Here is a 13,558-nt window from a genome sequence, read left to right as displayed (position 1 = left end):
TCACAACCCACCGCGCGCTTCAGCGGTCGCAGGAGTTCATGAAAGAATCAGGGCATGCCTGAAACTGCCGCCACAGCTGATACCCGTACGCCCTCCGGACGCCTGGCCCTCGCCGCGTCGCCGGAAAAGATTGCGCTCGGCCCGCTGGACGGCCGCTACCAGCCAGCCGTCGCGCCCCTCGTGGACTACCTGTCCGAGGCCGCCCTCAACCGGGACCGCGTCGCCGTCGAAGTGGAGTGGCTCATCCACCTGACCAGCAACAACGTTCTCCCCGGCGCCGGCCCGCTCACCCCGGAGCAGCAGGATCAGCTCCGCACGATCGTCACCGAATTCGACGCCGCATCCGTCTCGGAGCTCGCCGAAATCGAGGCCGTGACAGTCCACGACGTGAAGGCCGTGGAGTATTACATCGGCCGCCGGCTGCCGGCGATCGGCATTGAACGCCTGACCGCCATGGTGCACTTTGGCTGCACCTCGGAAGACATCAACAACCTTTCCTACGCCCTGGGTGTCAAGGGTGCTGTGGAGGACGTGTGGCTGCCCGCGGCCAGGGCGCTCGTGGCCCAGATCGGCAAAATGGCCGAGGACAACCGCTCCGTGCCCATGCTCTCCCGCACGCACGGCCAGCCCGCCACGCCCACCACACTGGGCAAGGAACTCGCCGTCATCGCCCACCGCCTCACACGGCAGCTGGACCGCATTGCCAAGACCGAATACCTCGGCAAAATCAACGGCGCCACCGGCACCTACGCCGCCCATGTGGCCTCCGTCCCGGGCGCCGACTGGCAGCAGGTCTCGAAGTCGTTCGTCGAGGGCCTGGGCCTGACCTGGAACCCACTGACCACGCAGATCGAAAGCCACGACTGGCAGGCCGAGCTGTACGCCGACGTGGCCCGCTTCAACCGCATCCTGCACAACGTCTGCACGGACATCTGGAGCTACATCTCGATCGGCTACTTCGCGCAGATCCCCGTGGCCGGCGCCACCGGTTCCTCCACGATGCCGCACAAGGTCAACCCGATCCGCTTCGAAAACGCCGAGGCCAACCTGGAAATCTCCTCCGGGCTCCTGGACGTGCTGGGCTCCACGCTGGTCACCTCCCGGTGGCAGCGCGACCTCACGGACTCCTCCAGCCAGCGCAACATCGGCGTGGCGTTCGGCCACTCGCTGCTCGCGATCTCCAACGTGGCCAAGGGCCTGGACCGCCTTGACGTCGCCGAGGACGTCCTCGCCGGCGACCTCGACACCAACTGGGAAGTCCTGGGCGAAGCGATCCAGATGGTCATGCGCGCCGAGGCGATTGCCGGCGTCGAAGGCATGGAGAACCCCTACGAGCGGCTCAAGGACCTCACGCGCGGCCGGCGCGTGGACGGCGCCCGCATGCAGGAGTTCGTCCAGGGGCTGGGGCTCTCGCCGGAGGCGGAAGCCCGGCTGCTGGCCCTGACGCCCGGGAAGTACACGGGCATCGCCGACCAGCTGGTGGACCACCTGAAATAAGCACGACGGCGGTGCCGGGCTTCGCTGCCCGGCACCGCTTCCGTTTCCGGGCACTTTCCGCGAAGTCCCGCTCACCTTCCGACGACGAAAAGGACTGCGAACCATGAGGCTCCTACTCATCCGCCACGGAGAGACTCCCGGAAACGTGCTGGGTCAGCTGGACACGGCCCACCCCGGCCCCGGCCTGACCGAGCTGGGCGAACGCCAGGCCGAGGCCCTGCCGAGGGCGCTCGTGAACGAGCCGATCAGCGCACTGTATGCCTCCACCCTGCTCCGGACCCAGGTCACCGCCAGGCCCCTGGGCCGTGCACTCGGGCTGGACGTCACGGTGCTGGACGGGATCCACGAAATCGAGGCAGGTGCCCTCGAAAAGCTCACCGACCACGAGTCGCACCGCCGGTACATGACGACAGTCTTTGCCTGGGCCGACGGGGACCTCGACCGGCGGATGCCCGCCGGCCCCGACGGAAACGAGTTCTTTGAGCGCTACGACGCCGCCATCGCCAAGGTGGCAGCCGGGTCCCCGGACGCGGGCGCAGTCGCCGTCGTCAGCCACGGCGCCGCCATCCGCGTCTGGGCAGCCCGCCGGGCAGGGAACATCGACATGGAGTTTGCCGCCGAGCACATTTTGGCCAACACCGGCATCGTGGCGCTGGAGGGCGATCCCGACGCCGGCTGGCAGCTGATCCACTGGGACGCCAGCCCGGTGGGCGGCCTGGCCCTGGCCGACCCCACGGCGGAGGATCCGATGGGCCGGTCCGCCGGCTAGCTGCACGGCACTGGACGTCCCCCGAGGGGGCGGCCATGATGAAAGCAGGCGTGGGGACCGGACCGGCAACCGCGACCCGCGGTGGCATCCCCCGCACTGGAGGCGTACAGGCATGTCACGCGAAACCGTGCCGCGGGGTCAAGCCGCTGCCGCCGGATCCTTCACGCCCGGAGACACGTTCCTGGCGGACTATTACGAGCACGTAGCGCCCGAGGACCTTCAGAGCTACAGTCCCGAGGACCTGGAGCAGAGGGCCATGTTCCATGCGGAACTGGCGAACACCCGTCCGGCAGGTACAGCGGGCGTCGACGTCTTGAACGAAAGCGATGCCAGCGTCCTGCTGGTGGTTGCAGACGCCATGCCGCACCTGCTCCATTCCCTCACGGCCGAGCTGACCCGCGAAAACGAGTCCATCCGGTTGCTGGTCCATCCCACTTTCCTGGTGCGGCGGGATCCGAGGACGCACGTGTTGCTGGAGGCCCGGCGTGCGTCGTCGCAGTCCGGACCTACGGCGGGAATGGCGGGTACGGCAGGCAACACTGCGTCCGCCGAGGACCCACCGGGGTGGCTGTCCGAAACCTGGGTGGCAGCAGAGATCGGCCGGCTGCCGGGGACACGCGCCATCAAGGAACTCATGGATAATGTGCGGCGGGTCCTGGCTGACGTTCAGGTGGTCGCCGATGACGCTCCCGCCATCCACGCCCGGCTCGGGCATGCGATCGGCTCGCTGGACCGGTTGCCTGCCGGTTCGGCTCCGACTCCGGAGCAGCTCGGTGAGCTCCTGGGCTGGCTGGACCGCGGAAACTTCATGTTTTTGGGCTACACCGAATATGAATACCCGACGGCGGGCGGTCCGGACAGCGTAAAGCTGCGGCCCGGCACGGGGCTTGGACTGCTCAGGGACGACCGGCCCGAAGCCAGCCAGCCGGTCACCGGGCTTCCGCATTCGCAGGTTCTCACGCTCGCCACGTCGGACGTGAGATCGTCCGTCCCCCGCCCGGCGTACCTGGATGAAATCCTCGTTCGGACCTTCGACAGCGAAGGGCAGCCCACGGGTGAGATTCGCTTCGTGGGACTGTTCGCCCCGGGGGCCACCGGCCGGTCCGTGCGGCGCATCCCTGTCATCCGGGACAAGGTGCGTGCAGTTCAGGAACGCTTCGGCTTCACCGAGGTCTCCCATCCCGGCAGGCAGCTGCTGGCCGTCCTCGAGTCCTTCCCCTTGGACGAGCTGTTCCACCTGAGCCTGGACGAACTGGCCCGGCTCTCCCGTGAGATCCTGCTCCTGCAGGCCCACCACCAGACGCGCGTGTTCCTGCGCTCTGACAGCTACGGCCGCTTCGTGTCCGCCTTGGTGTTCCTGCCCCGGCACAGGTACAGCACCGTCGTCCGGCTCCGCATCGAACAGGAGCTCAAGCAGGCCTTCAGGTCCTCCTCGCTCGAATTCGAAGTCCGGCTGCGTGAATCCCCCATGGCCCGCGTTTTCTTCCGGATCCTGCTGCCCGCCGGCGGGATGCCCGACGTCGATCCCGCTTCGCTCGAGCGGAGCATCGTCAGCGCAACGCGTACCTGGGCCGAAGGCCTGGACGAAGCGCTTCGTGACAGGCTGCCCCCCGCCGAGGCCAGCCGGCTGTCGGCGCTGTGGTCCGCCGCGTTCCCCGCCAGCTACCGGGCCGACTTCGAAGTCGAGGACGCGGTGGAAGACATCAGGCGGTTTGAGCAGTTCGACCTGGACGGCACGGGCGGACGGCCGCTGAACGATCCGCAGCTGGCTGTTTACGTCCGGACCGACACGTCCCCAACTTTGGCCGAAGACGCCCGGATCCGGCTCTACCTCACAAGCGCCCAGAGCCTGACGCAGATCCTGCCGTTCTTCCACAACCTCGGCCTGGAGGTGCTGAACCAACGGCCCTTCGACGTGATCCGCGGGAACGGCCGGCAGTTGTTCCTGTACGACCTCGGCGTCAGGTATCCCGCCGGGGTTGACCCGGCCGGGACCAGTGCGCTGCTGGGGGAAGCCTTCAGCGCCGCCGTCCGGGGGGACGAAGAGTCTGACCGCTTCGACGCCCTGGTCCTCCAGGAGGAGCTCACGTGGCGGAAGGTGGTCATCCTGCGCAGCTACGCCAAGTACTTGAGGCAACTGGGAACCATCTACACCTACGGCTTCATCGCCGACACCCTGCTGGCCAACGTGCCCGCCACCCACGCACTACTCAGCCTGTTCCATGCCCGGTTCGATCCCGAACTCGGTCACTCCCGGCGGCTCCAGGATACGGCTGCCGCCCGCTCCGCAGTGGCCGACGCGATCGACGCCGTCCCGTCCTTGGATGCGGACCGATTGTTGCGGACCTTCCTGAACCTGATAGAGGCGACAACCCGCACCAACTTCTTCCGCTACCGGCCCTACCTGAGCTTCAAGCTCCGGCCGTCCGACATTCCCGGAGCACCCTACCCCCGGCCAAAATTTGAGATCTGGGTCTATTCACCCCGCGTGGAAGGCGTGCAGCTGCGGTTCGGACCCGTGGCGCGGGGCGGGCTGAGATGGTCGGACAGGCGTGAGGATTTCCGCACCGAGATCCTTGGCCTCGTCAAAGCCCAGACGGTCAAAAACTCGGTGATTGTCCCCACCGGCGCCAAGGGCGGTTTCTATCCCAAAAGGCTGCCCAGTCCAGTCTCTGACCGTACCGCATGGCTCACTGAAGGGGAGGAAAGCTACAAGGACTTTGTCCGCGGGCTGCTGGACATCACGGATAACCTGGACACGTCCGACGTCGGAACGGTGCCATCACGCGGGACCCCCGGGCGGGTCATTTCACCGGAGAATGTGGTGAAGCACGACGACGACGATTACTACCTCGTGGTGGCCGCTGACAAAGGAACCGCCGCGTTCTCCGATACGGCCAACGCCGTGGCATTCGAGTACGGCTTCTGGCTCGGCGATGCCTTCGCCTCAGGCGGTTCCGCAGGCTACGACCATAAGCAGATGGGCATCACGGCCCGCGGCGCCTGGGAGTCCGTCAAGCACCACTTCAGCGAACTCGGCATCGACTCGCAGCAGGAAGATTTCACGGTTGCCGGCATCGGCGACATGAGCGGCGACGTGTTCGGCAACGGAATGCTCCTGTCAGACCACATCCGGCTCGTGGCAGCCTTCGACCACCGGCACATCTTCCTGGACCCGACTCCGGACGCGGCCGCCTCGCTGGCGGAACGCCGCCGCCTGTTCATGCTTCCACGATCGTCCTGGGCGGACTACGACGCCTCGCTGGTCAGCCCGGGCGGCGGCGTGTATTCACGCCACGCAAAGTCCATCCCCATCACCGCCCCGGTAATTTCGGCGCTCGGGCTCCAGGACACGACGTCGATGATGACTCCGCCCGAGCTGCTGCAGGCCATCCTGCGCGCGCCCGTGGACCTTATCTACAACGGCGGCATCGGAACCTACATCAAGGCGTCCTCCGAAACGCACGGCGATGTGGGCGACAAGGCAAACGACCCCATCAGGATTAACGGCAACGAGGTCCGGGCCAAGATCATTGCCGAGGGCGGCAATCTCGGCGTCACCCAGCTCGGCCGGATTGAAGCCGCCTTGGGCGGCGTCCTGCTCAACACCGATGCGATCGACAATTCGGCCGGCGTGGACTGCTCGGACCATGAGGTTAACATCAAGATCTTCATCGACCGCATGATCGCCACAGGCAGGATGGGAGCGTCCGAACGAACCGCGTTCCTGCACTCGCTCACGGACGAAGTGGCACGGCTTGTGCTGAAAAACAACCACGACCAGAACACCCTGCTGCTCAACGACCGGGCCCTGGTCCTGAATTGGAGCCCCGGTTTCGAGCGAACCATGGACTGGCTGGAGAACGCTTCCGACCTCGACCGGCGCCTGGAAGGACTGCCCGGCACAGAACAGCTCCATGCGCGGCTACTGACCGGCAAAGGCCTCACCACACCCGAACTGTCGGTGCTGGCGGCCTACGCGAAGATCGAACTAGCCAAGGAACTGAACGAAAGCAACGTAACCGAGGACCCCTGGTTCGAACGGGTGCTCCGCAGCTACTTCCCGCATCAGCTCGCGGACCGCTTCGGCCCGGAACTCAATGCCCACCCGCTGCGCCGGCAGATCATATGCACCGTCCTGGCCAACGACATGATCAACCTCGGCGGAATCACCTTCGCCTTCCGGACCATCGAGGAAACCACCGCCACCGCCGCGGCTGTTGCCCGGGCATTCGTTGCAACCCGTGAAGCCTACGACCTGCAGTGGTTCGTGGACCGGGTGGCCGAGCTGCCCCCGGTGTTACCCAGCGAACACGCCGCAGAGCTGACCCTGCACATGCGCCGGATCCTCGACCGGTCCATCCGCTGGTACGTCACCCACGACCATCGCGACCAGCCCGTTGCCGAGGCCCTCGCCCGGATTATGCCCACGCTGGAGCTGCTGCGGAACAGGACCCGGGACTTCCTGCGCGGTGACAGCATCGACCTCGTCGAGGAACGGCAGGCACATTGGGACGGCATCGGGCTGCCCCCTGACCTGGTACGCCGCGCCGGCGCCCTCCTCGAAAGCTTCGGGCTGCTGGACATTTCCCTGATATCGGAACACATCGATGAACCCATCGAACGGATCATGGACCTGTACTGGACAGTGTTTGCGCGGATCGGCGCACTCAAGTTGCTGCTGCGCATCACGGCTCTTCCCCGGGAGAACCGGTGGGAGGCACTCGCCCGGGCAGCACTGCGGGACGACGTCTATTCAGCCGTTGCCGACATGACGATTTCGGTGATGGAGATGACGAAAGGCGCTGACTCCGAAAGTGCTGATTCCATCGAGCGGATCGTTGCCTGGGAGCGCGGACACCAGGAGCAGCTGGCGCGGATCAAGGACACGTTCGCGGAGGCCACCAGGCCCGGGCAGACTGACATCCACTCGATCTCCGTGGCCCTGAAGCTGCTGCGGACCCTCGTGCGGCGGTAGGTCCGGGGCGCACGCCGTGTAACGTGCACTGTTCTCCAGTCCCTTACCCGCAGGAAACACCGCGGTAACGGCGCGATTCTAGGCTTGACCTGCATAACCCTTCGGCGAATCGAGGCAGCGATGCAGACCAACCCCAGGCTCAACATCAGGAAAGTCAGCTGGTCCAACCCCGTGGGTGCGGATCTGCGGGCGGCGCAGCAGGCGGAACTCGATGCCCGATTCGGCCGGGCCGACCACGAGCCCGGTCCAAAGCCGTCAGAAGTGGACACCGCAGTGTTCCTGGTGGCGTACGACAAGGGGTCCGGGCAGCCGGTGGGCTGCGGCGGGCTGCGGCTGCTCGATTCGCAGACTGCCGAGATCAAACGCCTGTACGTTCTGCCCTACACCCGCGGCTCGGGCGTCGCCAGCTCGATCCTGGCGGCCCTCGAGGCGGAGGCGTTCGCGCAGGGCATCACCCGCGTCACGGCCGAGGCCGGTTCCGCCCAGCCTGACGGCCGCAACTTCTACCAGAACTCCGGCTTCGAGCAGGTGCCCAACTTCGGCCCGTACATCGGCGTTGAGCACTCGTACTGCTACGCCAAGAGCATCGATTCCCATAGCGCGGCGCACACGGCCATGGCCTGAGTCAGGGCCGGTGGTGCGGGGCAGGGCCGGTGGGTGCGGGAATGGCGCAGCGCCGTCACACTCAGAGCCGGGCCGCCGCCGTCGGCTAATCTCGCGGTATGGAAACTGCAGACATCACCTTCCGCACCCGCAAGTGGGTCCGCCCTGAGGATCTCAACGCCAACGGCACGCTGTTCGGCGGAAGCCTGCTGAAGTGGATCGACGAGGAAGCCGCGATCTACGCCATCCTCCAACTCGGCAACGGCCGTGCCGTCACCAAGTACATCTCCGAAATCAACTTCGTCAGCTCCGCCGTCCAGGGCGACCTGATCGAGATGGGCCTGACCGCCACCCGGTTCGGCCGCACCTCGCTGACCATGCGCGCCGAGGTGCGCAACATGATCACCCGCCAGAGCATCCTCACCATCGAGGAGATCGTCTTCGTAAACCTCAGCCCCCATGGCAAGCCGGAGCCGCACGGCTACACGGAGATCACCTACGACCGCGACCGCATCCCCACGCACCACCTCACCGAGACGCTCGAGCAGGACTGACGGGCCGGCATCGTCCGTCTCCGGTCCCGCCCTGTCTCTTATACACATCTAGATGTGTATAAGAGACAGCCCCGCCCCGCCTGACCGGCCCCGCCCCGCCTGACCGGCCCCGCCCCGCCTGACCGGCCCGCCCCGCTTGACCGGCTCCGGCCAAGGCCGGTTGAGCGGCGGAGGGCCGCTCGTGCGTTCGACGGCGGCTGCCGGACTCTAGCGGGCGGCGAGCGTGAGGAGGCGGTCGCGGAGCGGCTGGGCGCGTTCGGCGAGCGCCAGGCCAGCCATGGCCGAAGAAGCAACCCGCAGCAGCTGCGTCCGGAGAATCCTCTGCCGGTTGTAGGCCCTGAGTGCCTCGGCCACCGGCTGCGCGTTCAGCAGTTCGGCCAGCGCCGCGGCGTCCACGAGTGCCTCGCAGGCCCCGCGTCCAAGGTTGGGAGTCATGCCGTGCGCGGCGTCGCCGATCAGCACAGCGCCGGGCCGGACAAAGCTGGCGAGGGTGGGAACGGTCCAGATCCGCTGGGCGAGGGTTGTTTCCGGCGTGGCTGCTTCCAAAACCCGTCTGACGGCGGGGGCGCTTCCGGCGAATCGCTCCCGGGTCCGCCGCAGCGCCTCGGCGGCGTCAACTCCGGCGGGCCCCAGACCCGAACGGAACGACGCGTACCAGTAGGTCCCCCCCCGCCCGACGCCGGCGTGATGCCGAACAGCTGCCCGCGGCCCCAGTATTCGCCGCCAGTCTCCGGGGCGACGGGCTCGGCGAGGACACCCCTCAAAGCGAGGTACGGCGTCAGCTTCGCCGCGGCCCGCCTGCCCCAGAACGCGCTGCGGACCACGCTGTGGACACCGTCGGCGCCCACCAGCAGCCCTGCCGCCAGCGGGCCCGACGCCGGAACGTCGTCCACCCGGCCCGCCGCCCGGCGCACGGCGCGGGGCACGGCCGCCTCGAGGATCCTGAGCAGATCGGCCCGGGACACCCCGAGCACGCCGCGCACCGCCGGCGCAGCCCACGAATGTCCGGCGCTGTCCCGCAGGGCCACGCCGCCGAGCCCGGTGCCGCCGAGCGGATCTCCGGCAGGACGCCGAGTACCGCCAGGGCAGCCTGCGCTTCAGGCCACATGGCCAGTGAGGTCTCCACCGGCGGCACGCCCGGTCGCTGTTCGTGGAGCGTGACGTCGAAGCGCATCGGGTCAAGGCCGGCGGCGAGCGCCAGGCGGCGATGCCGCCGCCGACGATGGTGATGGCGTTCATGGACCGATGTTAAACCCGACGGCGGCCGGCCGCTTGGGCGGCTTGGGCGGCTTCGTGCGGTTTCATTCGGTTTCCCCAGGACCGGCCCTCCCCCGCTTAACCGGCCCGGACCAAGGCCGGTCGTGCGGGGCGGGGCCGGTCGTGCGGGGCGGGGCCGGTCGTGCGGGGCGGGGCCGGTCGTGCGGGGCGGGGCCGGTCCTGCGGGGCGGGCGGGGGCGCTGTCTCTTATACACATCTAGATGTGTATAAGAGACAGGTGTAGGCCTCGGCCAGGTAGACCTTCCCGTGCCGGGAGGAGACCACCGAGTTGAGCTCGCCGAGCTGGCGTGCCCGGGAGAAATCATCGGCGTCCGCCGGGGTATGCAGCATGGAGGTCATCCAGTAGGAGAACTGCTGCGCCTTCCACACCCGCTCGAGCGCGCGGTCGCTGTACGAATCGAGGAGCGCCGACGAACCGGTCTTGTAGAAGCTGTCCAGGCCCTCGAACAGCACCTTGACGTCGTGGATGGCGAGGTTCAGGCCTTTGGCGCCGGTAGGCGGGACGGTGTGGGCGGCGTCCCCGGCCAGGAACAGTTTGCCGTGGCGCATGGGCGTGTGCACGAAGCTGCGGAATTTCAGCACCATCTTGTCGATGACCGGCCCCTCCTTCAGCTCGAAACCGTTGCCATTGACCCGGCTGCGGAACGCGTCCCAGATCCGCTCCTCGCTCCAGTTGTTCACGTCCTCGTTCGGGTCGCACTGGAAGTACATCCGCTGCACGGTTTCGGTGCGCTGACTGATCAGGGCGAAGCCGTTTGCCGAGTTGGCGTAGATGAGCTCGTCCGAGCTGCGGGGCGCCTCGGCCAGGATGCCGAACCAGGCGAAGGGGTACTCGTGGAAGTACCACTTGCGGTGCGCTTCGGGGATCTGGAAGCGGCAGTGGCTGCGGGAGCCGTCGGCGCCGGCGACGAAGTCGGCTTGCAGTTCGTACTCCGTGCCGTCGGCGTCCGTGAACCAGATTTTGGGCTTGCCCTCGATGTCGTGGACGGTGGTGTCCGTGACGCTGTAGCGGACGTCGCCGCCGTCGGCTTCCCGGCGTGCGGCAAGGTCCATGAAGACGTCAGTCTGCGGATACAGCCAAACCGACTCACCCACGAGGTCCTTGAAGTCGATGCGGTGGCTTTCGCCGTTGAAGCGCAGTTCGATGCCGTCGTGCCGGTCGCCTTCGCGCAACACACGGTCGGAGACGCCGCTGTCCACCAGCATGTTGACGGTTCCGTGTTCCAGGATGCCCGCCCGGACGGTTTCGGAGATCTCCTGGCGGCTTCGGATTTCGATCACCGTGGACTCGACGCCGGCCTGAGCCAGCAGGTGGGACAGCATGAGTCCCGCCGGGCCGGCGCCCACGATGGCGACCTGGGTGGTGATGATCTTGCGTGCTGCCATGATGTTCCTCGCTTCGTCGCGGGGCCCCTCGGCTTGGTGGCCGGGGCCGGAAGGTTGTTCTGGCTAACAGTGTGCGCCGGGGCATGTGTCCGGCGTTACAAAGATTCCATTCATCGGAAATCCGGATCGTCGGCCGACTCGCCGGCCGACTCCCTGAGCCTTCGTCCGATGCCCCGGGCCGCGGTCTGCAATGCCGGCACCAGCGCCTGCATGCGCATTTCCCGCAGGGGAACGACGACGCCGAGGGCAGCAACCGCCTGTTTCTGGCCGTCCAGCACGGGTACGGCAATCCCCCAGGTATCCTGATCGATCACGCCTGCCAGCTGCGCGTAGCCCTGGCGGGCCGCCTCTCCCAGCAGGGCGCGCAGGTCCTCCGGGGTCACCTTTCCGGCGGGATCGGCAAACTGGTTCAGGTATTTGGCCTGGACGGACCGCGGCTGGTGGGACATCAAGGCCAGCCCGGCCGACGACACGTGCACGGCCATGCGGCCGGCGATCTGCGCCCGGTTGGCCACCGAGCCGCGGCGGGAGAGCCGCTCCACGAAGAGCGCCTCCCAGCCGTCCAGCACCGCCAGGTTCACATTCTGGTTGAGCACGTGCTGGATGTCCTCCATGAACGGCATCGCCGCCTGGCGCAGCGCGAGGGTCGGCGAATTGCGGTTGACGAGCTCCCACAGACGCAGCCCCAGCCGCACGGAACCTCCGGCTCCGGCTTCGAGGAGGCCGTGGTGAGCCAGCTGCCGGACCAGCCGGTGGGCTGTGGTCAGGGGGAGGCCTGCCCGGTCTGCCAGCTCCGAAAGCTGCAGGACAGTGACGCCCTCCGGAAAGGCCGCAATAAGGCGCACCACCCTGTCCACTACGGAGTCGCCGGACGCTGAATTGGCCACGAAGTCCTGCTTCCGTTCAATGGTTTTGGCTGTCCCAGATTACACCCGCGAGTGATACAACTCTCATGTCGCACAGTCCCGGCGGTCCGCTTGGCTACCGGCTGCTGGCTGGTTCCGCTTCCGGAGCGACTCCGGCCGTCCGGCCGCAGCGGCCTCCAATCATAAACAGTTCTCAATCCCGAACAATGAGGTTCCCATGTCAACGCTTTCAGTAGCCCGCCGTTCTCAGTGGCCCGTATGGCTTTGCTGGCTGGCTATGGTGCTGGACGGATTCGATTTGGTGGTGCTGGGCACCGTCATTCCCACCCTGATCAAGACCCAGGAGCTCGGCTTCGACGCTGTGGGCGCGACGTATGCCGCCACCATCTCCCTGGTGGGCGTGGGCATCGGGGCGCTCTTCATCGCACCGCTCTCGGACCGCTTCGGACGCCGCCGGCTGCTTGTTGCCTGCGTGGCCTGGTTCTCCCTGTTCACCATCGCCGTGGTGTTTGCGCCTAACGTTGCCATGTTCGGCATCTTCCGGCTCCTCGCGGGTGTGGGACTCGGCGCCTGCCTGCCCGCAGCCCTTGCCTACATGAACGATTACGCCCCTACGGGCACGGCGGGAAGGTCCACCACCCGGACCATGACCGGCTATCACGTGGGCGCCGTCGCCACCGCCTTCCTCGCCATCCTGGTGGTGCCGGACTGGCGCATCATGTTCGTGGTGGGAGGAATCGCCGGCCTGGTGCTGGTGCCGCTCCTGTGGTTCCGGCTGCCGGAGACCCTCCCGCCTGTCCATGCCGAGCACGGTGCCGACACCGACGGCGCCGACGTCAGCCGCGCCGAAGTCGAACCAGCAGAGATCCGCCGCGCCGGGGCGGCCCGGGCACACCGCCCCTTCGCGGTCCCGGCAGCGGAGCCCGAGGCCGCGCCGGCGTCGCTGCTGGCCACCGACCAGTCCGGCGGGCGCGCCGGCTTCCGCGACCTCACACGCAAGCCGTATCCGCTCGTCGCCCTGGGAATTGCGGTGGCATCATTCATGGGGCTCCTGCTGTCTCTTATACACATCTAGATGTGTATAAGAGACAGGCTCATGTCCTCCGCCGGGTACACCGTCAGCACGGGCCTGGTGCTGCTGCTGGTGCTCAACGTGGGCGCCGTGGTGGGTCTGATCGTGGCCGGCATCCTGGCTGACCGGCACGGCACCAAGAAAATCGTGCTCCTCTGGTTCGGCCTGTCCGCGCTCTTCCTGGCGGTCCTCAGCGTCAAGATCCAGAGCGAATTCCTGCTCAATGCCGCCGTATTCGTGACCGGCGTCTTCGTCTTCAGCTCGCAGGTGCTCGTCTACGCCTGGGTCAGCCAGCTCTTCCCGGCCCGGCTCCGCGGTACAGCACTCGGCTTCGCGGCCGGAGTGGGGCGTCTGGGCGCCATCATGGGTCCGGCCGTTACCGGCACGCTCGTGGCGGCCGGCATCGCCTACCCGTGGGGCTTCTACGTTTTCGCCGCCGCAGCCGTTCTGGCCGTGCTGGCTTTGGTGACCGTCCCCCACGCGATCGCGCCGGCACCCGGCCAGGCATCCGACGTCGGGCGTTCCTAGGCCGCGCCGGCCGGTCAGGCGGGCCTC

Annotated in this window: 10 protein-coding genes and 1 pseudogene; 7 read left to right on the top strand and 4 right to left on the bottom strand. The window is 67.3% G+C overall.

Features of this window, described 5'->3' with window-relative positions; genetic code table 11:
- The first annotated feature begins 54 nt into the window (after nucleotides 1–54).
- The 5 genes from purB (at nucleotide 55) to B1A87_RS18940 (ending at nucleotide 8,401) form a co-directional block, all read left to right on the top strand.
- Entirely contained in the window at nucleotides 55–1,497 is a 1,443-nt protein-coding gene (purB, locus tag B1A87_RS18960) for an adenylosuccinate lyase (RefSeq protein ID WP_078028331.1), read from the top strand.
- 103 nt (nucleotides 1,498–1,600) lie between these two features.
- Nucleotides 1,601–2,266, top strand: coding sequence for a histidine phosphatase family protein (locus B1A87_RS18955; protein WP_078028332.1), 666 nt, complete (start codon nucleotides 1,601–1,603; stop codon nucleotides 2,264–2,266).
- A gap of 112 nt (nucleotides 2,267–2,378) precedes the next feature.
- Complete coding sequence (locus B1A87_RS18950) at nucleotides 2,379–7,244, top strand: NAD-glutamate dehydrogenase (protein WP_078028333.1); 4,866 nt, start codon at nucleotides 2,379–2,381, stop codon at nucleotides 7,242–7,244.
- Between the two features lie 120 nt (nucleotides 7,245–7,364).
- The gene (locus B1A87_RS18945; protein ID WP_078028334.1) at nucleotides 7,365–7,868 is read left to right on the top strand and encodes a GNAT family N-acetyltransferase; all 504 of its coding nucleotides are present in this window, start codon (nucleotides 7,365–7,367) and stop codon (nucleotides 7,866–7,868) included.
- A gap of 98 nt (nucleotides 7,869–7,966) precedes the next feature.
- A complete protein-coding gene (locus B1A87_RS18940; protein ID WP_078028335.1) occupies nucleotides 7,967–8,401 on the top strand; it encodes an acyl-CoA thioesterase in 435 nt (144 codons plus the stop codon).
- Here B1A87_RS18940 and B1A87_RS18935 read toward each other — a convergent pair.
- A complete protein-coding gene (locus B1A87_RS18935) occupies nucleotides 8,376–8,555 on the bottom strand; it encodes a hypothetical protein (protein WP_144275883.1) in 180 nt (59 codons plus the stop codon). The genes B1A87_RS18940 and B1A87_RS18935 overlap by 26 nt on opposite strands.
- A gap of 53 nt (nucleotides 8,556–8,608) precedes the next feature.
- Complete coding sequence (locus tag B1A87_RS24755; protein WP_313902497.1) at nucleotides 8,609–8,947, bottom strand: FAD-dependent monooxygenase; 339 nt, start codon at nucleotides 8,945–8,947, stop codon at nucleotides 8,609–8,611.
- A 281-nt stretch (nucleotides 8,948–9,228) separates the two neighbouring features.
- Here B1A87_RS24755 and B1A87_RS24750 point away from each other — a divergent pair, with 281 nt between their 5' ends.
- On the top strand, nucleotides 9,229–9,630 hold the full coding sequence (locus B1A87_RS24750) for a hypothetical protein (protein WP_313902496.1): 402 nt from the start codon (nucleotides 9,229–9,231) through the stop codon (nucleotides 9,628–9,630).
- Nucleotides 9,631–9,865: 235 nt separating this feature from the next.
- Here B1A87_RS24750 and B1A87_RS18925 read toward each other — a convergent pair whose 3' ends face one another.
- Both B1A87_RS18925 and B1A87_RS18920 read right to left on the bottom strand, forming a co-directional pair.
- On the bottom strand, nucleotides 9,866–11,065 hold the full coding sequence (locus B1A87_RS18925; RefSeq protein ID WP_144275882.1) for a 4-hydroxybenzoate 3-monooxygenase: 1,200 nt from the start codon (nucleotides 11,063–11,065) through the stop codon (nucleotides 9,866–9,868).
- Nucleotides 11,066–11,175: 110 nt separating this feature from the next.
- Nucleotides 11,176–11,952, bottom strand: a complete 777-nt coding sequence (locus tag B1A87_RS18920) for an IclR family transcriptional regulator (protein ID WP_078028338.1) — start codon at nucleotides 11,950–11,952, stop codon at nucleotides 11,176–11,178.
- Nucleotides 11,953–12,148: 196 nt separating this feature from the next.
- Between B1A87_RS18920 and B1A87_RS18915 the strand changes: the two are divergent.
- Nucleotides 12,149–13,531 (top strand): annotated as a pseudogene (locus B1A87_RS18915) (MFS transporter).
- Nucleotides 13,532–13,558: the final 27 nt, after the last annotated feature.

This window comes from Arthrobacter sp. KBS0703, from assembly GCF_002008315.2.
In the GTDB taxonomy this organism is placed as follows: Bacteria; Actinomycetota; Actinomycetes; order Actinomycetales; family Micrococcaceae; genus Arthrobacter.
Note: the sequence above shows the minus strand (reverse complement) of the source record. Positions and strands in the feature narration are given on the sequence as shown.